This window comes from Neobacillus sp. NPDC097160 (assembly GCF_044762155.1).
Classification (GTDB): Bacteria; Bacillota; Bacilli; order Bacillales; family Cytobacillaceae; genus Neobacillus.
In genome coordinates, this window is sequence record NZ_JBIWDU010000006.1 from 88,721 (window position 1) to 108,531 (window position 19,811).

Annotated in this window: 23 protein-coding genes and 1 riboswitch; of the genes, 22 read left to right on the forward strand and 1 reads right to left on the reverse strand. The window is 36.5% G+C overall.

The window, feature by feature from the left end:
- The first annotated feature begins 154 nt into the window (after positions 1-154).
- The 6 genes from fliD (at position 155) to ACIQXV_RS10235 (ending at position 6,864) form a co-directional block, all read left to right on the forward strand.
- Positions 155-1,729: a flagellar filament capping protein FliD gene (gene fliD / locus ACIQXV_RS10210; RefSeq protein ID WP_402958443.1), complete on the forward strand. Its 1,575-nt coding sequence runs from the start codon at positions 155-157 to the stop codon at positions 1,727-1,729.
- Between the two features lie 478 nt (positions 1,730-2,207).
- On the forward strand, positions 2,208-2,555 hold the full coding sequence (locus ACIQXV_RS10215) for a carbon storage regulator (protein ID WP_402958445.1): 348 nt from the start codon (positions 2,208-2,210) through the stop codon (positions 2,553-2,555).
- 128 nt (positions 2,556-2,683) lie between these two features.
- Positions 2,684-4,285, forward strand: a complete 1,602-nt coding sequence (locus tag ACIQXV_RS10220) for a flagellin N-terminal helical domain-containing protein (RefSeq protein WP_402958447.1) — start codon at positions 2,684-2,686, stop codon at positions 4,283-4,285.
- 604 nt (positions 4,286-4,889) lie between these two features.
- Positions 4,890-6,194, forward strand: a complete 1,305-nt coding sequence (locus tag ACIQXV_RS10225) for a PD-(D/E)XK nuclease family protein (protein WP_402958449.1) — start codon at positions 4,890-4,892, stop codon at positions 6,192-6,194.
- A 207-nt stretch (positions 6,195-6,401) separates the two neighbouring features.
- Positions 6,402-6,641 (forward strand): hypothetical protein, encoded by a 240-nt coding sequence (locus ACIQXV_RS10230; RefSeq protein ID WP_402958450.1) that lies wholly within the window; start codon positions 6,402-6,404, stop codon positions 6,639-6,641.
- A gap of 37 nt (positions 6,642-6,678) precedes the next feature.
- Positions 6,679-6,864, forward strand: a complete 186-nt coding sequence (locus ACIQXV_RS10235; RefSeq protein WP_402958451.1) for a YjfB family protein — start codon at positions 6,679-6,681, stop codon at positions 6,862-6,864.
- A gap of 108 nt (positions 6,865-6,972) precedes the next feature.
- Here the strand turns inward: ACIQXV_RS10235 and ACIQXV_RS10240 are convergent, their stop codons facing one another.
- Positions 6,973-7,422 carry a V4R domain-containing protein gene (locus ACIQXV_RS10240; protein ID WP_402958452.1) on the reverse strand — a complete coding sequence of 150 codons (450 nt, stop codon included), beginning with the start codon at positions 7,420-7,422 and terminating at the stop codon, positions 6,973-6,975.
- A 277-nt stretch (positions 7,423-7,699) separates the two neighbouring features.
- Here ACIQXV_RS10240 and flaG point away from each other — a divergent pair, with 277 nt between their 5' ends.
- The 16 genes from flaG (at position 7,700) to fliF (ending at position 19,806) form a co-directional block, all read left to right on the forward strand.
- Positions 7,700-8,050 carry a flagellar protein FlaG gene (gene flaG / locus ACIQXV_RS10245; protein ID WP_402958453.1) on the forward strand — a complete coding sequence of 117 codons (351 nt, stop codon included), beginning with the start codon at positions 7,700-7,702 and terminating at the stop codon, positions 8,048-8,050.
- 37 nt (positions 8,051-8,087) lie between these two features.
- Positions 8,088-8,663 (forward strand): DUF6470 family protein, encoded by a 576-nt coding sequence (locus ACIQXV_RS10250; protein WP_402958455.1) that lies wholly within the window; start codon positions 8,088-8,090, stop codon positions 8,661-8,663.
- 296 nt (positions 8,664-8,959) lie between these two features.
- Positions 8,960-9,232: a flagellar biosynthesis anti-sigma factor FlgM gene (gene flgM, locus ACIQXV_RS10255; protein ID WP_402958457.1), complete on the forward strand. Its 273-nt coding sequence runs from the start codon at positions 8,960-8,962 to the stop codon at positions 9,230-9,232.
- Between the two features lie 14 nt (positions 9,233-9,246).
- Positions 9,247-9,732, forward strand: coding sequence for a flagellar protein FlgN (locus ACIQXV_RS10260; RefSeq protein WP_402958459.1), 486 nt, complete (start codon positions 9,247-9,249; stop codon positions 9,730-9,732).
- Between the two features lie 38 nt (positions 9,733-9,770).
- The gene (gene flgK / locus ACIQXV_RS10265) at positions 9,771-11,234 is read left to right on the forward strand and encodes a flagellar hook-associated protein FlgK (protein WP_402958461.1); all 1,464 of its coding nucleotides are present in this window, start codon (positions 9,771-9,773) and stop codon (positions 11,232-11,234) included.
- Positions 11,235-11,245: 11 nt separating this feature from the next.
- Positions 11,246-12,163, forward strand: a complete 918-nt coding sequence (gene flgL, locus ACIQXV_RS10270) for a flagellar hook-associated protein FlgL (RefSeq protein ID WP_402958463.1) — start codon at positions 11,246-11,248, stop codon at positions 12,161-12,163.
- Between the two features lie 197 nt (positions 12,164-12,360).
- Complete coding sequence (locus ACIQXV_RS10275; RefSeq protein ID WP_402958465.1) at positions 12,361-12,984, forward strand: flagellar brake protein; 624 nt, start codon at positions 12,361-12,363, stop codon at positions 12,982-12,984.
- Positions 12,985-13,389: 405 nt separating this feature from the next.
- Positions 13,390-14,292: a hypothetical protein gene (locus tag ACIQXV_RS10280; RefSeq protein ID WP_402958467.1), complete on the forward strand. Its 903-nt coding sequence runs from the start codon at positions 13,390-13,392 to the stop codon at positions 14,290-14,292.
- A gap of 142 nt (positions 14,293-14,434) precedes the next feature.
- Positions 14,435-14,815 (forward strand): flagellar export chaperone FliS, encoded by a 381-nt coding sequence (gene fliS, locus ACIQXV_RS10285; protein WP_402958469.1) that lies wholly within the window; start codon positions 14,435-14,437, stop codon positions 14,813-14,815.
- Between the two features lie 14 nt (positions 14,816-14,829).
- Positions 14,830-15,177 carry a flagellar protein FliT gene (gene fliT / locus ACIQXV_RS10290; RefSeq protein WP_402958471.1) on the forward strand — a complete coding sequence of 116 codons (348 nt, stop codon included), beginning with the start codon at positions 14,830-14,832 and terminating at the stop codon, positions 15,175-15,177.
- Between the two features lie 254 nt (positions 15,178-15,431).
- A riboswitch (cyclic di-GMP riboswitch) is annotated at positions 15,432-15,518 on the forward strand.
- Positions 15,519-15,695: 177 nt separating this feature from the next.
- The gene (locus ACIQXV_RS10295) at positions 15,696-16,007 is read left to right on the forward strand and encodes a hypothetical protein (protein ID WP_402958473.1); all 312 of its coding nucleotides are present in this window, start codon (positions 15,696-15,698) and stop codon (positions 16,005-16,007) included.
- Positions 16,008-16,204: 197 nt separating this feature from the next.
- A complete protein-coding gene (locus tag ACIQXV_RS10300) occupies positions 16,205-16,873 on the forward strand; it encodes a glucosaminidase domain-containing protein (protein ID WP_402958475.1) in 669 nt (222 codons plus the stop codon).
- 148 nt (positions 16,874-17,021) lie between these two features.
- Complete coding sequence (flgB, locus tag ACIQXV_RS10305) at positions 17,022-17,414, forward strand: flagellar basal body rod protein FlgB (protein WP_402958477.1); 393 nt, start codon at positions 17,022-17,024, stop codon at positions 17,412-17,414.
- A 5-nt stretch (positions 17,415-17,419) separates the two neighbouring features.
- Positions 17,420-17,875, forward strand: coding sequence for a flagellar basal body rod protein FlgC (gene flgC / locus ACIQXV_RS10310; protein ID WP_402958479.1), 456 nt, complete (start codon positions 17,420-17,422; stop codon positions 17,873-17,875).
- An 11-nt stretch (positions 17,876-17,886) separates the two neighbouring features.
- Positions 17,887-18,186, forward strand: a complete 300-nt coding sequence (gene fliE / locus ACIQXV_RS10315) for a flagellar hook-basal body complex protein FliE (protein WP_402958481.1) — start codon at positions 17,887-17,889, stop codon at positions 18,184-18,186.
- Positions 18,187-18,216: 30 nt separating this feature from the next.
- Positions 18,217-19,806: a flagellar basal-body MS-ring/collar protein FliF gene (gene fliF, locus ACIQXV_RS10320; protein ID WP_402958483.1), complete on the forward strand. Its 1,590-nt coding sequence runs from the start codon at positions 18,217-18,219 to the stop codon at positions 19,804-19,806.
- The last annotated feature ends 5 nt before the right edge of the window (positions 19,807-19,811 follow it).

A 19,811-nucleotide genomic window follows, 5' to 3' on the forward strand; every position in this document is an offset into this window, starting at 1 on the left:
GTTTTCTAGTGGTTTAATCGAACCAGTTAATTTCACCTTAAACTATTCTCTTTTTCTTCCGACAAATAATATTAACTGTTTATTTTGATGATTTTTGTCAGCATGATAATAAAAATGCTATTAATAAAAAACTTTGATAAAGGAGCGACATGATATGGTTAACTTAACAACACATATTTCTGGACTTGCATCTGGTTTGGATACTGAAAAATTAGTCAGTGACATGATGAAAGTAAACAAAATCCCTCTAGACAAACTACAACAATCGAAAATACTTAACAGTTGGAAAACGGATGCTTACCGGGAAATCAATACGAAAATAGCAAGCTTCAGAGACGCGATGCAAGATTTACGACTGCAAGGTACGTTTAATGCGCAAAAAGCGACATCGAGCAATACAAGTATTGATGTTTCAATGGCGGGTGTTTCTACACGAATGAACTTTACTATTTCTAATGCAGAACTTGTAAAACCGGCTACGGGTAGTTCAGTTAGTTTTGATTCCAAAATCGTTAATGGATCGGGCAAAATCGATCCAAATGCTGATGTTAATAGTGGAGACTTTATATTTACCTTAAATGATCCTGGTGATGGTACTGGTACTATTAAAATACCTAAAACGAGTTCATTTAATGAAGCAATCGCACTCATTAATTCTAAAAGTGATGTCACAAAAGTCAATGCTGCGATTGTTGGAGGATCTATAGTTTTTACTAGTACTGAGGCTGGTGATGGTAAACCCATCAAAGTAACAAATGCAAATCCTGATGCGCAAAATCTATTGGGAATAACGAATGGCGATACCAATGCTATTGACCCACTTGAGCAATTTTCTGCGGGCACCTTTTCCAACGGACAACCCGCTAAATCGGGGTCTGTTGTTATCAATGGTACAAAAATCACTATATCCGATAACACATTTACATATGATGGTGTGCAAATCAAATTAAAATCAGCAATCTCAGAGGATAACCCCGCTTCTGTGAGTGTAGCAGCAGACACAGATAAGATTTTTGACAAACTTAAAACCTTTGTTGATAAATATAATGAGCTAATAAAAGATTTAAATGACAAGCTTGGAGAGAGTAAAAACCGAAACTATCAACCGTTAACTGAGGCACAAAAAAAGGATATGAAAGAAGCGGATATTAAGCTCTGGGAGGATAAAGCGAAAAGTGGTTTATTAGCAAATGATCCCGCGATACGCCAATTTCTTACACAGCTTCGTACCAGTTTGAGTGAAACGGTTCAGGGAGTTGGGATAAATACAGATTTTGACTCGCTCTCAAAAATCGGAATTACAACAAGCACGAATTATAGAGACAATGGGAAATTAGTTTTAGATGAAGCGAAACTAAAATCTCTATTAACAAGTAATTTGACTGATATTCAAAAATTGTTTTCCAACAGGTTCGATACAGATGATCCAAAAGATACAACCATAACAAGTAATGACAAACGCAAAAATAGTGGCTTGGCAATTAGAGTTTATGATCGTATTGATGATATTTTATCACAATTAAAAGTAAAGGCTGGTTCACCGGGGACAAGTTCGATAAATAGTGATTTGGCAAAAGAGGCTTCGGATCTCGATAAACGAATCGCTAAAACTCAAGACCGTGTTAATGCACAAGAGCAAATGTTATGGAAGAAATTCAATGCCATGGAAAAGGCATTGCAACAACTAAATAACCAGAGTTCATTTTGGTATAATCAACTTAACAACTAATAATTTCATTTTTGATAAAAAGGGTCATTCCATCGTGGGATGACTTTTTTAATGAAAAGTAGTAAGAAAGATTGATTGGTAGTACTAGCTGTTATTGGTGGAATTTTTATTTTCTATCGATGTTTTTTATTCCAATAAAAAATATTTGAGTAAGAGGCTAAACAATTTGTTTGATACTCCGATAATAATAAATACAAAGGAATTAAAAATGAAAATAGGTTAATAAACTAAATGGTAATAAGACTAAACTAAATGTTTGATGCGCCGATAAGAATATATACAAAGGTATTCATTTGGTAAATACACTTAAAACAAATTGCCGGAAGTTACTAAACAAATTGTTTGATTGACCGATAAGTATAAATACAAAGTAAATCCTTTGGTTGTAAGAAGAAAAAACAAAGTCATTAACAAACTCCAAAAGAATGACTTGATAAGTAGAATTGCTAATGCAAATGAACCTTTGGAGGAAAGCACAATGCTAATTGTAGGCAGAGAAATTGGACAATCCGTAATCATTGGCGATGTCATTAAAGTTACTGTTCTACAAATGGGTTCAAAATTGCGATTGGCCATTGACGCACCAAAACACCTTCGTGTAACTCAAGTAAAGCAGAATGAAGGAAGCCTTACTAAGTTAAATAGAGGGGCTAGAATAATCCACCCCACTACAATAATTGGAGATTTCATAAAAGTAACGATTCTCCAAACAAATTCTGGACTGCTTAGATTTGCCATTGATGCACCAAAAGAAATTACGATTTTCCGAGAAGAATTGTACAAAGGGAAACGCTTATCTACAGATCAAAATGTATTTAGATTTTAATTTTATCAAAATTCAATTCTAGTTATTTTTATTTTGATAATAGACCCATTGGGTTTTATTATAGATATTTTTAAAACGGGAATTATCCCAAACAAAATTAGTTTCATTAATAGGGAGGAAAAGTAATAATGCAAATTAACCACAATCTTACAGCAATGAACACATTGCGTCAGTTGAATACTGCATCAACTGGACAAACAAAATCAATGGAAAAATTATCTTCAGGCCTTCGTATCAACCGTGCAGGCGATGATGCAGCTGGTCTTGCAATCTCTGAAAAAATGCGCGCGCAAATCCGCGGATTAGACCAAGCATCTGCAAACGCACAAGATGGTATCTCAATGATTCAAACAGCTGAAGGTGCATTAAACGAAACACACTCAATCCTTCAACGTGTTCGTGAACTAGCTGACCAATCAGCAAATGGAACAAACACTGCTGAAGATCGTAAAGCGATTCAAGATGAAGTTAAGCAGTTAAAAGAAGAGATTGATCGTATTGGTAATACGACAGAATTTAATACACAGAAATTATTAAATGGTAACTTGAAATCTGCTGGTGGGGCTTCTGTTGGACAGAATTCTACTACAGGAGCAATAGTAGCAAAACAGACAGCTGGTAAAATAAGTGGTGCAGTTACAAATGCAACTGCTGGAACTGATTTTGTAAAAGAAACAATTAATGTTGATGGAACATCTATAGATGTTAATTGGCAGAATTTAAGTGCAGAGGAACAAGCTGTACTTACAGCAGCGGACACAGATGCTAATAGTATGCAGAAGGCTGCAGAGTTGATTGGTCAAAAAATCAATGAAGCAATTGATGCATCAGGTAAAAATATAGCACATGTTAATGCTTACAGTGATGGTACAAACTTAGTTGTTGAGAGTGGAACTAAAGGTACTGATTCTAAAGTAACTGCAGGAGCTTCTGGTGTTCTAAAAGTTATGACAGCTGGTGGTGCTGGTACAACTGCCGGAACAAGTGTTTATAATGGAACAGCTGTAGCAACTACTGATTTGTACAATGTAAGTATAAATGGAGTTAGTATGGAAGTAACACCTGGAGCTAATTATGCGAACAATTCAGCTATGTCAACTATAGCTACTCAAATGCAGACTGACATCAATGCTGCAATACTTGCTGCTAATGGAGTATCAGGGGCTACTTCTTCAGCGGACCCAGGATATATTGCTGATGTTAAAGTAAATGTTACAAAAGATGGTAGATTTGAAATCTTAAGTGAGAGTGGCCCAGTAACGCTTAGCGATAAACCAGGTAAGACAGCTGTTGCAGACCTAGGATTGAGTCAAGCTCAAACAGACGCATCTGGCAATGGCGGAATGACTTTCCAAATTGGTGCTAACAAAGGTCAAACTATTACTTTTGGTATTAATGATATGCGTTCAGCAGCTTTAGGGATTTCTGGTGTAGATGTTTCTACTCAAGCTGGAGCATCTAATGCTTTAAAATCATTGGATTCAGCTATTAAATCTGTTTCATCTGAACGTTCAAAACTTGGTGCTGTTCAAAACCGTTTAGAGCACACAATCAACAACTTGAACACATCTTCTGAAAACTTAACTGCTGCGGAATCTCGTATTCGTGACGTAGACATGGCGAAAGAAATGATGAACCAAACTAAGAACTCTATTCTTTCTCAAGCAGCACAAGCAATGTTGGCTCAATCTAATCAGATGCCTCAAGGAGTATTACAACTCTTGAGATAATGATTAGAAGGGCGTCTAGCTTGGTAACGAGCTAGAGTATAACTGGGTGAATTGCTGGAACTTCCTAAAGCTTCATCAACCACAACGTAACTGGAAACGGTCAGCGTGAAGGTGTGAAAATGATGAGGATGTTACAATGGATAATCAGCATCCAAGCTCCTGTGAGGAAACTCTGGAGAAGGTTCAACGACTAGAGAACACGGTCTAAGGTGAAAACTATGACTATGAATCTCGTAGGGCAGCAATAGCTGTTCGAAGTGCCCAGCCCCTAGAATTCAGGGTGAAGATATAGTCTATTCTATGATTGAAAGACATAGCGGCAAAGCAAGCCAACCAACAACCACAAGGAGTTCTACAACTTCTTCGTTAATTTTAAAATTTATAAAAGAGACACTAGCTTTGCTAGTGTCTCTTATTTATGTCAGGGTATTTGGAGAACGTTCCCCATCCATTTTCGCCTCTAACTGAAATGGAGTATTCATTATTACATATCAATTTTAGTTTAATAAAGATAATGGTAGATGTTATATTCCGTCCTCTTAATAAAAATGGGGATATTATGAAGATATATAAAATCCATAGATTTACAAGGAGGAGATTTTTTATGAAATTGTTGGTTTGTCCACGTTGTGGGGCAAAGTTAATGGAAGATGCTTCGGAGAGTTTACGAGAAACTGAAGATGGCGGATTTGTGGTTGATGCATATCCTGCTTATGTGTGTAGAGAAAAGTGTGGATATACGAAGCGAATTTATTCAGTTCCCAAAGTGATTGCTCAGCAAGGAAATGAACGGCTTTTATTATTATACCCTGATGACCAGGGGCGGATTTTAGAATTACGAGATTCAGTGATTTACCCGCAGATGCACGTAGAATCGCTTCTCGCACGAGGGTATTGGGAGGAGTATAAGGGCAATCATGATGTAGAATTGTTACTTGAAAATGCTTGTGACAGTCAAGCTGCTTTTCTAGAAACTCCCAACTTATTTCATTTTGCCACGAGTGAGTTATCACAGGATGCTTTTCTTTGTTGGCTATTGTCTTGGAGCAAGCAAACATATCGATTAGTTGATAGGCCCTTATACAAAGCTGCTGTGGATTTTATGACGATGATTTTTAATGTACATAACATTCCTGTTCCAACAGTCGAAACAATTGAAATTACTCGTCAATTTAAATCGCTGGATATTCTAGCCATTGTGAACAATACCTTTGCTATTTTAATCGAAGATAAAACGTATACAAAGGACCATTCGAATCAGCTCATTCGCTATCGTAAAGCAGTGGATGAGGCATATCCAAAACTGATTCAATTGCCGATATACTATAAAATTGCTGATCAAAGCCATTATCGTTCTATAGATCATGCTGGATATATACCATTCAAGCGAAATATGATGCTAAAAATCTTGAAGAAGGGAAAAGAAAATGGCGTAGAAAATAACATCTTTCAAGATTATTATCATCATTTACAGAAACTTGAAGATGATATTACTGCTTTTCAGTCAAAGCCTGTGAAATTTTGGGACACTTACGCATGGCAAGGATTTTATCAAGAGCTACAAACAGAAATCAATGGTGAATGGGGCTATGTTCCGAACCGTGCTGGAGGTTTTTGGGCTTTTTGGTGGAAACCTAAGAACAATAATTGGTATTATCTACAACTTGAGCAGAAACGGCTTTGTGTGAAAATAAAAGCAGAAGAAGGTGGGAAAAATCGGGAACTTGGAATGAAGAGAATGAAAGAAATATTATTGGCATCTAAAAAACACAATCTTTCACTACAAAAGCCGGCTAAAATGAGCAGCGGCAAAACAATGACCATTGCACAACGTCTTGAATATATTCAGACGAACGATGATGGCACAGTAGATATCAAGCGGACTATTGATGAATTGAAGAAATATTAGCATATTGAATTTCTTAAAGTTTCCATCTGCTCTTGTACCTGTTGCTCCTTGATAAATTTATTAAATGAAAATCTAGGCTCTATGAGCCATCCGAATAATTGTAAAGAGTAATAGATTCGAAAAATATGTTTATTACATTACTAGTATTCTAGAAGCTACTTTGATACTCTAACATATATAAGGAATCTAATTACTGAAAGGACAATGATGGATAAAAACCAACAAGAACAGAAAAGGTTTTTCGAGCAGCAGCTTCAATGGACTTTAGAACGAGCACGTATTTTAGATGAAATAAATGTGAAACTGCATGAAATGAAGGAAATAGTAAAGTATGTACTTATACATGAGCTGAGTTCGAGTGAAATTGAAGAACTAAATAGTCAAATGGATAATTTAAAGAATGTGATACAATGCCTAGAAAAACAATTATATACAGTAATCCATTAGAGAAAGAAAGGTAATGGTTTTCATGGATATTGCACTTTTGTCAACTACATTATCCCAAGGACAAGTCAAGCAACAAGCTTCTATCTCAATCATGAAAAAAGCGATTGATCAAGGGGAAGGAAATGCAGATTTCATAAACAAAATGATCGGGGATGCGAGCTTGAAGGCACTCCAACATGCAACACAACCCTATCTAGGTGGCAACATAGATCTAAAAGGATGAAAAATTCCTTGAAGGAGACAATCGAAAGATGCAGTTGGTAAGGAAAAAAAGACAAACCGGACAGTTTTCTCCTGCCCGGTTCTTTTTCTGTATACAATCAATCTTTGGTTATAACAGTTTAATTCGGTACTCACAGCAGCTGTCGCCGTTTACATTGCATTTTTCTTCGTGGACCATTACTCTTCCATCATAGAAGCGTGAAATGGCACCTTCTAAAATAGCACCCTCTAAATCACAGACTTTATTCCCTGGATGTGCCGGAAGTCCTTTGCAGAAACAATCATCAATTTTTACAAGATACTCATCGTCTTTCGAATCAATGATGGTTGGAATTCCGATTCTTAACTCCTCGAAATGGGAGAGGACTTCGTCAATTTTACTGACAGGCAGGGTACTGCCTATTTTTCTTCCTACGGCAATGGTTGTATTCTTTCCATTCATAGGCAATCCTTGGTACATCCCAATTAAACGAACAGATCTGAAAAGCTCTAAAGGGATCATATTTCCTAATTCTTTTCTATCAATTTTTTTCATGTCTTCATATGTAAATAATTCCATCGGTGTTTCCCTCCTCGTAAGTATGTACCATTTTATTTTGACAGATGGAGGATTTAAAAACCTTGATTTAGGTCAAGGTTTTTAAATCTAGCACTATGTGGTTTTAACAAATGATATCTCCAATTCGGCACATGCCCTAAATATGGAAGTGATCCCGAATAGATTAGTAAACAAAAAAGCGGCTCCGGTATATGCAAAGTTAAAAACACTCCCCTAAACATTTTCGTCTCTCATCCGATAACACAAATAAATATAACTTGTTAAAGGTGGGCTTGGCATGTTAGAGAAGTTGTCTAGTTCGATTAGTCAATCAGCGGATTTTCAAGTAAAACCAGTGGAATCTATTCCAAAAATAAGGGAAGTCTCGGAGGAAGAACCAGATCAGCCTAAACAACAAGCATTTAATAGGGAAAGGACCGAAAAAGTCCTCAATAGTATGAATGACTTTTTAAAAGCTTCCAATTCCCACTTGAAATTCCAGTTTCATGAGGGTTTAAAAGAATATTATGTTTCCATTGTTGATGATACAACCGATGAAGTTATTAAAGAAATTCCCTCGAAGAAACTTCTTGATATGTATGCGGCAATGACAGATTATCTCGGTCTATTAGTTGATCGCAAGGCCTAACAATTAAAAAATTAATAAGAAATAGGGTGGTGATTCTATGCAAATTCCGCAAATCCGATTGCAGCAAACATACGCCCAAATCGGGTTGCGAATAACCCAACCGGTCCAAGAAATCCAACAAATTCCTGCAGAGCAATCAATTAAACAGACTCCTGCTGAGATGACTATCGAACGGCAGCCATCCCATCTTGAGATTGATCAAGAGCAGGCTTGGAATGAATTGGGCTTTAAGAAGACAAGTTTATTATGTGCCGAAATGGCTGACTTCTCCAAGCAGGAAGGATTAGAGGCTGTAGCGCAAATTGCCCAAGAAGGAGATCAATTAGCAGCGATTGAGAATAACACCGATCCATTTGCGTCCATTGCAATGGAAAAGGCGAATCCTGGCCCAGCAGATTTCAACATTGCCTTTATCCCTAGTTACGGATCCGTCAAATTTCATTATACTCCAACAGAGGTTCACATCAATTGGAAACAAGGTGGAGCTGAAATTGCTGCTACTCCTCACAAACCGATCCATAACTATACACCTGGAAAAACGGAAGTATATCTTCGTCAAAAGGGACAGCTCCAAATCGACTTTGTTGGGATTAATGTCAATAAACACTCGTGAATTTTAAATGTAATCTCATTTGAATAGAATGCGGCGAAAGTCATAAGGACATGAAACTTTCCGCCGCTTCTTCATGGTCCAACAACTATCGGGAAAACAAATCAAACTCCAACAAAACCCTTCAAAATACTTAATGTTAAATCCCTTTCACTTTGATACAATTAGATATGATATGTAGACATTTTGTAAGTGAAGACAAGATCGAATGATCATGCAATGATTTTATTGCGTAATAATTAAACTTTGTCCAGCAATTACCGATAATTATTATATAGGAAATGTAGGGAGGGCTATACGTGCGAATCAATGATGTAAAATCTGGTTTTATTACCTACCAAAATCAACAGAACCGTTCAAATATACAAGATATACAAAAAAAGACCTCTGCTTCTGCGGAAGTGAAAATATCATCACGCGGCCGAGAAATCTCTCAAGCGATGATGTCAGAACAAGCCCAGCGGCAAAATCGTCTGCAAGAATTGAAACAGCAGATCACAGATGGGACTTACAAAGTTGACAGCAGTAAAGTTGCTGCAAAGATGATTGAATTCTGGAAAAGCAATTCTTAATGGGAGACAAGAAGATGGAATCCCTGGATAAACTCATTCAAACATTGGAAGAAATGACCGACGCCCATAAACGATTACTTGACTTAGCTGAAGAGAAGAGAACAGTCCTTGTTGGTGGAAATATTCAGGAACTTCAGAGTCTAATTAACCGTGAAAGTTCATGTGTCAATGAAATTGAAAAACTTGAACAGAAAAGAACGAAACTAGTTCAAGGATATATAGCCCAAAAGGGTCTTATGGGCCAATCCTTCACGCTTGAGGAGCTAATCAATATTCAGAACGATGTCACTACTAAGACCACATTGGAGCACATTACTAAACAACTTCGCGGACTGGTTCAAAAAATCACCCATTTAAATGAAAGCAACCAACAATTAATTCATACATCCCTTTCTTATGTTCAATACTCGATTGGGATGCTCGTTCGGAAAGAGCCTGCGATCGGGTATGGACCATATGCAAAGAATCGTTATTCGAATATGTTAGATGCAAAAGTATAGACCGATTTTTTATTTTTTGATAGAGAGAGGGAAAATGAATGACTTCAACCTTTCATGGTATTGAGCTGGGAAAAAGAGGACTTTCTGCCCAGCAAACAGCACTTTCCACTACAGGCCATAACATATCCAACGCCAACACGATTGGCTATACACGGCAGCGGGCAGAAATGCAAGCAACCCCATCCATTTCCAATAACGGAGTACAACTAGGAACGGGTGTCAATGTTAATAGCCTAGTACGATTAAGGGAAGAATATTTGGATACACAATTTCGTGGTGAAAACAAAAAATTGGGTTACTATGAAGCTAAAAGTGATACCTTATCTAAAATTGAAGACATATTAAACGAACCATCAGACGATGGACTAGGCCATGTTCTGGACGAATTTTGGAAGGGATGGCAGGAACTATCGAAGGATCCTGACAGCTCCGCAGCACGTGCTGTTGTTAGGCAAAACGGTGTGGCAGTTGTTGAAACCTTCAAATATATTTCGGACTCCTTAGAACAAATTAAGGATGACCTTAAAAATATCATTACCACCAAAGAGAAAGAAGTAAACTCTTTGGCAAAACAAATTAGTGATTTAAATGGTCAAATTTCCCGACTAGTGGCAAACGATTATCAGCCCAATGATTTATATGATCAACGTGATGTGCTAATCGACCAACTATCAAAACTTGTCGATGTTAAGGTGACACCCATTTTGAATGGAAATGATAAAGATACTGGGATGGTCAACGTATCTGTAGGCGGAGGGCTTTTAGTATCAGGCAGTAACCCTGCCAATCCTCTTAAAATAGTTATTGATGATGTAGTGGATGTAGAAAACGGCATTACGATAGGTGGCGAACCCATTAGTTTAGAATCCGGTGAATTGTTAGGACGGATTGAATCTTATGGAATAAAAGACGGTGGTTCGAAATCAACGATTCCAAGTATGATGGATAAAATTAATGAATTAGCCAGGACTTTTGCTGAGGAAGTAAATAAGGTTCATCTGAGTGGATTGAATTTGGAAAATATCCATGGTGAATTAGACGAAAGTGGGAATCCTCTTAAAAGCGTGGAATTTTTCACAAAAATAGGAACAGATTTTACTGCAAAAGATTTGAATGTAAATCCGGATATCATGGTAAATTTAAACTTAATTTCTGCAGCAACTAAAGAAAACAATGGATCTCCAGATCAGTCCTCAACAGGAAATGGCAAAAACGCTCTGGATATGGCAAAAATTAAATCCGGTATTGGTGATCTTTATCGGAATATTATCGGGCATTTAGGGATTGATTCACAAGAAGCGCAGCGAATGTTGAACAATACGGAAGGGATTGTCAATCAAGTAGAGAATCGCCGCCAATCCATTTCAGGAGTATCCTTGGATGAAGAAATGGCCAATATGATTAAATTCCAACAGGCATACAACGCTGCTGCCCGGATGGTAACGGCAATGGATCAATGTTTGGATAAAGTAATCAATGGCATGGGCCGTGTGGGATTGTAGGAGGGAACTGAATGGGCTTTCGAGTGACACAAAGTATATTAAATCAAAATATGTTGAATAATTTACAGCAAAACAATCGTGCAATGGAAAAGTATCAAAATCAAATATCATCGGGTAAAAAAGTAACAAAACCATCGGACAATCCTGTGACAGTGGTTCGAGGCATGACCTATCGCTCCTCACTAAACGATGTTGACCAATACAAACGAAATGCTGATGATGGATTTGCCTGGATGACGACTACTGATGACGCCCTCAGTGAGGTAAACGCAGTAATACAGCGGGTCCGAGAACTGACGGTTCAAGGTCTTAACGGATCGAATGATGAGGGTGCGCGCTATGCGATTGCGGAAGAAATCAATCAGTTAAAAGAACATCTGGGGGAAATCGCTAATTCGCAAATTGCCGGAAAATATATTTTTGCCGGAACAGATTTTAAAAACCCTCCGTTTAGATTTAGTAAAGATGACCCAAATGCCGAGGGCTCACCAAAAGCATTTCTAAATGAAAACCAAGAAGCATTTAATGTTCAGGTCGGTCAAACAAACAATGTGCAAATCAATGTACAGGGAACAAATGTGTTTAATAATGATGGGGATGGCGGTATTTTTAAAGTATTGTCAGATATCGTTGACTATTTTCATTCACCAGAGGCGGGAACTAATGATCATTTAGCTAAATTAGATGGCCAGATGGATAACCTTTTAAAGGAACGCTCAGAATTAGGTGCCCGTATGAATCGTATGGAGCTAAGCATTTCACGCCTAGATGGGCTGGAGATATCTACGACAAGTTTAGTTTCAAAAGAAGAGGATGTGGATATTTCTCGAGCTATTATCGATTTGAAGTCACAGGAGAACGTGCAGCGTGCTGCTTTATCCATAGGAGCTCGAATCATTCAAACTTCCTTAGTTGATTTTTTACGTTAATTTTTTAAGGGCAGCACATGCAATATTGTGCTTGCTTTTTTTTTATCAAAAAAGAATACAGATAAAGTAGGAAATTATGGTTTTAAAAACCTTCGATACTTATTTGGTTAGTATTTCCAAAAAAACGTTTCATTTATCCTATTATTTTGATAAAATTAAATAGAAAATTAGAATAATTACGATAGTAGGTGTTGTCGATGTATCCCAAGATAAATCAGAACATTATCATTGATATTAAATACCATGATCAATCGTGTCGGTCTATTATTGCAGAAGTTGGGGAGGATGATATTTTAATCAGTCTCCCTTTGGATAGAAATATTATTGGACTGTTAACAGAAGGAACGAAAGTGGATATCATTTTTATGGCAGATGACCATCAATATAAATTCCACTCAGAAATCATTGGAAAGAAAAAAGACAATATTCCTTTATGCCGGATAACCAAACCACAAGAAAGAGAGATTATCAGGATTCAACGTCGAGATAATTTTCGAGTGAATTCCAATTTACGTCTTATTATCAATGAAAATAAGTTATACACCATCAATATTAGCTCAGGTGGACTGCTACTTTCCTGCGGAGTGGATGTACAACTAGAGAAGGGGGAGGAGGTATCGGGGACTTTGTTCGTTCCTAATACGCAGAACAAGGAATCCTCACTAATTCCTTTTCAGGGCGAAATCATACGTATTCATTTACAAGACCAAGAAAGAAAAAATGTTGCGATGAAGTTTACTAAGATGGATAAGAAGGATCAAATGAAAATCGTTCAACATTGTTTTGAAAAACAAAGACAAATGCGATTGAAAACACGATAGTCAAAAGCATGTCAAAAAAAGCTAGAATACATAATAGGCCCTCTTTAATAAGGAGGGCTATAATTTATGTAAACTGATTAAGCAAAAAAAGTAAAGATTTAATCCCTTTTTTATAAAATTCTAACAAATTGTTTACAAATCTTTACAATGTTAGTATGATTATATTGAGCCTTTTCGCTAGAAGAATCGAAAATGGAAGCGGTCCCATTTTTTATAATAATAAAATTTTTTAGTCTTTTTGATGTACACCCAAAAAAAAATTCATAAGAGCGAATCATTTTGTAAAGCATCGTTTATGGAGAGAGTTTGAAAAAAACAAAATTAGTTTTACCTTTTTGTAAATAGGCAAAAATGTTTGTAAAACCAAATCTGTTCAATTCTCATATTCATTTAGGAGGTATTCAAATGAGTTTAAAACCTGCATTATTTGAGATGAAAGAAGCTTTAGTGAATCAAAAAGTAGGTCGATCAGAACAAGATTTCATTCAAAAATTAGAAAATAAAAACCAATTGAGCGCTGGAACCTTAATTTTTTATTTTAATAATTTGATGATGTTGAGTATGAATAATTCTGAACCTGGAAGCCCGTCCCTTGATGATTCAAAAAAAGTCAACCGCAAATGGACTAAAACTGAAATTGAGTTCATGTTTCAATATATTAACGAACGTCAAGAGGAAGGTGCTCTAAATATAACAGAGATATTGGATGAAGTTGCCCAACTCTTAACACGAGGTTATCAGTCTGTAAATTATAAATATTACTCACTTATTAAGGCAAAAAATAATAAAGAAGTAGCCAACCAAAATGCTTATCAATTCATTACCATTACAGAAAATGAGGTTCCCGTGGTATCCACTGAAGTCATAGATGAACCATCTCCAGAACATCAAGTCATTAATAAGGAATCCTCTGAAGACAATGATTTGTTGGACATTTTATCGGGATTAATCACTAACGTACAGCAGCTACCGGGAATTAATCTAAACGAACTTCTAAGAAGTTTATACCAACTGACAAACATGGCGCTTCAGAACCAGGACGCAGTTCAGCAGATAGCGAGTATGAAATCGGAAATCAACCTCGAAAAAGAAGCTATGCGAGAACAGTTAATGAAAAAAGAACAACAGTTTATTCTGGAGAAAAAGCGCAATGATGAATTACAATTAGAGGTTGCTAAGCTGGCAAAAGAAATAACAGCATTTAACAAGTTGGGAGACGCGGCCAAAATTCAACATTTGAAATCATATAATCAAAGACTTAACTACATCATTGATAGTTTTGGTGTAGTCCTTCAAGTTAGCGGTTAAATTTAATTCTTAAAATGAATGTAAAAACGGTATTAGCAAAAAAACATCAATTTATTTTTATCTTTTCTCCTTAACTATTTTTTATTTCAACCGATATAAATAATAACATCAATGAAATGGAAATTGAGAGGAGTAATCAATTATGGCTTTTAGTAATCCATATCAAACCTATCAAAAACAAGCGGTCATTACTTCTAAACCAGAAGAATTAACATATTTGTTATACCAAGGAATGATTAAATTTATTCGGCTTTCTAAAATGGCGCTTCAAAATAATAATCTAGAGGAGAGTCACGGTTACAATCTAAGAGCCCAGGATATTGTGAGCGAGTTAATGGTATCTTTAAAAAAAGGGTACTCCATCTCAGATTCTTTGCTTTCGTTATATGATTTCATGAAGTCTCGTTTAATTGAGGCCAACATTAGTAAAAAAATTGAGATTTTAGAAGAAGTGGAAGGATATGCTTTAGAATTATCGGAAACATGGTCTACGGCAATGAAGCTAAATAAAACTAAGAACTAAGGTCTGATAAAGCAATGGACGAATTGATAACACGTATTTATGACATCACTGTAGAAATGAATCATGCACTAAAAGATGATGATTATGAGAAATTTGATCACCTATTAAATACTCGGAACAGCATAATGATCAAAGTTGATACGGTGAGAGCTGAAATCCCAGGCTTCCAATATACAGCTAAAGAAAAACAATTGTTGGAAGAAACTCGTACCATTGATCAGCGTTTGACATCACTTTTAAAAGTAAACATAAGTGAAACCCAACACTCCTTAAATCAAATGAAACAAAAGGAACAAGTTACTAAAAAGTACCGCCCGTATATCAAACAAACAAATGGAGTTTTTTTAGACTCAAAAAAATAATAGTATGCGTGGTCTCTCATTATCTGATGAGTGATCACGCATTTTTTTGTTTAAAATGACTAAAAATTGAACGAGTAAAAGGTTCATAAATTATTCTGGCACAAATCAAAATTACTGAAAAAAGAATCTTTTTTTGGGTACAACAAAAAAATATATCTTTTGAACTAGTATTTTCGACACAAAATGATAAAATAGTAGTATATTCGCTAATGGTAAAACATTCTATTATTTAAGAAGAATATAAAAAAACCGAATCAAGATAAAGGCACACCTGATGAAAATCAGTGTCGCAAAGCTATAGGGACTAAGGTGCTTTTGTACTATGTCAGCCAGTTTACCAAAAAGATTAAGGTATTATTCATAGGTACTAAATGTCTAGATGAGGATAGATTTTCTGTGTCTACAAAGATATTTATTGTCTATTACCTCCCTTTGGTAAAGGTGAGGTTCTTTTTTTGCGACAATTTGGGAGGAACTTATGTACTCTTTAACAACCCGTTAACGGAGGGAAGATATCCATGACTCATCAACAAGTAATGGACAAACGAACGTATGGTCAGCTTTATAATTTTATGGAATATAAAAAGATGAGACCCTTCTTCGTAAAACCTATTAAAATAACAATGGGAAACCCAATCAATGAAACGTATTACCTGGTAAAAAATGTTGTATACAAGGGAAAGCAGATTCTTGTAATGAAGCAAAAAAAGGATTCAAAGACGATTATGTTGGTAGAAGCGGAAATAAAAGATGGGAAATTAATACATGTTTCTATGGTCTCAGAAGAGGTATTAGTGGAAGTTAGCGGGATGTTAGAAAAAATTATTTAATACTCTATAGGATACTACGGGAAGAACAAATACGGAAAGTGAGAATAATGAGACAAAAAGTTTCAATTCGTTTGCTTGACCACATATTCATATTTCGTGGTCACGTTTCTTCTGAATTTTGCTAATTAATCGATGAAAATCAACAATTTGGATGAATAGTGTTACATAGAATATCTGGGATGAAAGGGTGCTATCCATTGATTAATGGTGAGGATTGGTTTACGAAAACAATGCTAGTTAATACATTATCCAGGACGCAAAAATTACGGTCGCCTATGGAGGGAACCACTTCCGGAGGTGAGAATTTATTTACCGCAGTCTTAAATCAACTTTTAATGCAGCAGGAATTACAATCGACAGTACAACCACAAATCAATTCCTTTGTCCCAAATATTATGAATGAAATCAACCAATATACGAGTAATCAAAACATGCCTTTAAACACGAATGAACCGTTACGATTCCAGACATTAAACGCAGATAAATTAAATCAAGTTTTGGGCGGGAAATTAAAAGGAATGGGCGAGGTTTTTGTTAACGCTGGAAAACGGTTTAATATCAATCCGGCTTTGTTAACAGCTATTGCTCAGCATGAAACAGGGAATGGGAAATCTCGTGCTGCCAATGAAAAAAATAATATTGCTGGAATGATGGGTATTAATGGCTTGAAATCGTACTCCTCCATTGAAGATAGCATTATGGATATGGCTCGCAATCTTAGTAAGAATTATTTAGGAAAAGGCTTATCAAGTATTCCTGGGATTGGTGCGAAGTATGCTCCTATTGGCGCGGATAATGATCCGTCCGGTTTAAACAATCAATGGGTATCTGGGGTGACCAAGTTTTTTGAACGGCTTACTGTGTAACAAGCAGTGATATAGACTTCAGCTATGAAAAAAATGGTAGCTTTGAAGCACTTTTTTATAGTATATTGATATAGAATGTTTTTAATTTTTGATATTTATCAAAGATAATCAAATAAATACGCTCAAGTTGAAAAGGAGAGTTAGCGGCTTGAATAATATTGCCATACTACAATCGGCTTTAGATGCATCCAGTTTACGGCAACAGGTAATTTCTAATAATATAGCCAATGCAGAAACTCCTGGTTTTAAAACAAAGCAGGTAGTGTTTGAGGATATATTAAAGCAACAAATAAACAATCAATCCAAGTTTGTAGGCAATCGGACTGACTCCCGCCATTTTGCGATTGGGTATTCGTCTGCCATTCCTTCTGCAAAAACGGTCAACAATACGAATACTGTCATGCAAAGCAACGGGAACAACGTTGATATCGATGAAGAAATGTCTCGGATGGGAAAAAATTCGTTGTGGTATTATACACTAACGCAGCAACTTACTAGTGAATTCCATCAATTATCAATTGCGATTAAAGGAAGGAGTTAAAAGCTATGTTTGATTCCTTAAATATAAGTGCATCTGCCTTATCAGCTCAAAAATTACGAATGGATGTAACCTCCTCCAATATTGCTAACGCCTCAACTACTCGAGGGAAATTGGTGAATGGAAATTGGGAACCATATCGTCGTAAGATGGTCGTGATGGAACCTAGGGAAAGAGCTTTTAATCAGGTTTTACAGGGGGAAATAAAAAAACAAACCGGGTCCGAGACCAAACTGCAAGGGGTAAGGGTCACGGGAATTGTGGATGATAAAACACCATTCAAGACGATTTTTGATCCTACTAACCCGGATGCAGATAATGAAGGATATGTTAAATTACCAAATGTCGACTTGTCAAAGGAAATGGTCGACTTACTTGCTGCATCTAGAGCCTATGAAGCAAATATTACGACGTTCAATACCGGGAAATCAATGATGTTAAAAGCTTTAGATTTAGGTCGTTAGGGGGCGTATGAATGAATATTTCTAATGTAGGTAGTGGATTAATCAAAATTAATCAAAATCCTTTCCAAAACGTAGAAGTGGATAAAACTAAATCTTCATTTGGAGATGTACTCCAAGGATATTTGGAGAATGTGGATAACACGGTTAAGCAGGCCGCTGACCTAAGTACAAAAGTGGCCACAGGTGAGATTGATAATATACATAATGTAATGATTGCATCACAGAAAGCGCAGATATCATTGGAACTAACAGTAACCGTCAGGGATAAAGCTGTGGAAGCATACCAAGAAATGATGCGCATGCAAATTTAAAGAATGATGGAAAGCTAGGCAGGGTGAGAAATGAATCGATCATGGACAGATCAAATCAAACATACCGGAGAGCGCTTCAGCGATTACTGGAGAGCAAGAAGCCTGAAACAAAAAGGGCTCATTATAGGGACATTTTTATTTCTAATTGTTGCCTTATCGATGTTTATCTTTTTCGCGTCTCGTCCGCAATATGTCCCGCTCTATACGGGTCAATTGACACAAAGGGAAGTAGGAGACATAAAAGCAGAATTGGATAAACAAGGGCATTCAAACTATAAAATATCTGATAATGGAACTATGCTTCTTGTTCCAAAAAAAGACGCATCCGATTTAGTAGTTAGTCTTGCTTCAAAGGGATATCCAAAAGATAACAAAATTAATTACGATATTTTTGGTCAAAATCTCTCATTCGGAGCAACAGACCGCCAATATAACATTCTTGAACGTGAAGCGATGCAAAATCAAATCGCTGAAGTACTTACACATATTGATGGAATCAAAAACGCGGAAGTCATATTGACTTTGCCTGAAGATTCTGTATTTATCAGACAAGGTCAAGATCAAACAGCTAGTGCTTCAGTAATGGTAGAGGTAGAGCCAGGGGTGCAACTTAACTCCCAGCAGATTAAGGCACTTTACACATTAGTCTCGCGCAGTGTACCGAAACTGCCCGTAGAAAACATCACCATTATGAATCAATACAGCGAGACATTAGCTCTACAAGAAACAAACAATAATGATCAAACAGTTGATAAGTATGACGAACAGCGAAAAATACAGCAGAATTTGGAACGAGATATCCAACAGAATCTTCAAGGCTTGCTAGGGACAATCCTTGGATCAAAAAAAGTGTATGTCCATACCTTTTTAAAAATGAATTTCGATAAAGTGAAAACAGAAGAAAAATTGGTAAAACCGGTAGATGAAAATAATAACGGTATTGTCATAAGTTCAGATAAAAACTCCAAAACAGCCACTGGGACAGGAGCAAGTGCTGGGGGTGTAGTCGGAACCGGCGAAACCGATGTTCCTGGATATCCTGGTGAAAGTTCAAGTGGTGATAGTAGTTACGAAGAGTCGAATAACAAGGTGAACTATGAGGTAAATCGAATTAATAACGAGATTATTAAAAGTCCTTATCAAATAGAAGATATTACAATTAATGTTGGTGTTGAGGCAGATTCGGCCAATCCTGATAAGTTATCAAAGGCAACACAAGATAATATTCAAAACATAGTTGCTAATACAGTTCGGACTGCTCTCGGACATCCTGATTTAACCCAACAAGAGATTGACCAACGGATTACAATTTTTCCGCATACATTCGCCACAAACACAACTATGGGAAGTGGCTCATCCACGAAATGGCTTTATATTGCCGGCGGCATAGCCCTAGGACTGCTTTTGATTGGCGGTTTAATTTGGTGGCTAGTAAATCGAAGAAAACAAAATGACCTTGAGTTAGAAGAGGATAAAGCCTATAAAACACCAGTCGTAGAACCGGACTATTTTGCAGAACAAGATATGGGTGTTGAAAGCCAGTTAAAGAAATTGCTTGATCAAAGGCCGGAAGATTTCGCAAAAGTGATTAGAACATTGCTACATGAAGAGGAGGCGTAATTTCC

Excerpts from the sequence above, each read along its gene's own strand:
- flgL (WP_402958463.1), top strand. The coding sequence starts at position 11,246 with ATGGGCTTTCGAGTGACACAAAGTATATTAAATCAAAATATGTTGAAT.
- fliT (WP_402958471.1), top strand. The coding sequence starts at position 14,830 with ATGGACGAATTGATAACACGTATTTATGACATCACTGTAGAAATGAAT.
- ACIQXV_RS10295 (WP_402958473.1), top strand. The coding sequence starts at position 15,696 with ATGACTCATCAACAAGTAATGGACAAACGAACGTATGGTCAGCTTTAT.
- ACIQXV_RS10230 (WP_402958450.1), top strand. The coding sequence starts at position 6,402 with ATGGATAAAAACCAACAAGAACAGAAAAGGTTTTTCGAGCAGCAGCTT.
- ACIQXV_RS10275 (WP_402958465.1), top strand. The coding sequence starts at position 12,361 with ATGTATCCCAAGATAAATCAGAACATTATCATTGATATTAAATACCAT.
- ACIQXV_RS10220 (WP_402958447.1), top strand. The coding sequence starts at position 2,684 with ATGCAAATTAACCACAATCTTACAGCAATGAACACATTGCGTCAGTTG.
- ACIQXV_RS10250 (WP_402958455.1), top strand. The coding sequence starts at position 8,088 with ATGCAAATTCCGCAAATCCGATTGCAGCAAACATACGCCCAAATCGGG.
- fliF (WP_402958483.1), top strand. The coding sequence starts at position 18,217 with ATGAATCGATCATGGACAGATCAAATCAAACATACCGGAGAGCGCTTC.
- ACIQXV_RS10215 (WP_402958445.1), top strand. The coding sequence starts at position 2,208 with ATGCTAATTGTAGGCAGAGAAATTGGACAATCCGTAATCATTGGCGAT.
- ACIQXV_RS10260 (WP_402958459.1), top strand. The coding sequence starts at position 9,247 with ATGGAATCCCTGGATAAACTCATTCAAACATTGGAAGAAATGACCGAC.
- ACIQXV_RS10240 (WP_402958452.1), bottom strand. The coding sequence starts at position 7,422 with ATGGAATTATTTACATATGAAGACATGAAAAAAATTGATAGAAAAGAA.
- fliD (WP_402958443.1), top strand. The coding sequence starts at position 155 with ATGGTTAACTTAACAACACATATTTCTGGACTTGCATCTGGTTTGGAT.
- flgC (WP_402958479.1), top strand. The coding sequence starts at position 17,420 with ATGTTTGATTCCTTAAATATAAGTGCATCTGCCTTATCAGCTCAAAAA.
- ACIQXV_RS10280 (WP_402958467.1), top strand. The coding sequence starts at position 13,390 with ATGAGTTTAAAACCTGCATTATTTGAGATGAAAGAAGCTTTAGTGAAT.
- ACIQXV_RS10225 (WP_402958449.1), top strand. The coding sequence starts at position 4,890 with ATGAAATTGTTGGTTTGTCCACGTTGTGGGGCAAAGTTAATGGAAGAT.
- fliS (WP_402958469.1), top strand. The coding sequence starts at position 14,435 with ATGGCTTTTAGTAATCCATATCAAACCTATCAAAAACAAGCGGTCATT.
- flgK (WP_402958461.1), top strand. The coding sequence starts at position 9,771 with ATGACTTCAACCTTTCATGGTATTGAGCTGGGAAAAAGAGGACTTTCT.
- flaG (WP_402958453.1), top strand. The coding sequence starts at position 7,700 with ATGTTAGAGAAGTTGTCTAGTTCGATTAGTCAATCAGCGGATTTTCAA.
- fliE (WP_402958481.1), top strand. The coding sequence starts at position 17,887 with ATGAATATTTCTAATGTAGGTAGTGGATTAATCAAAATTAATCAAAAT.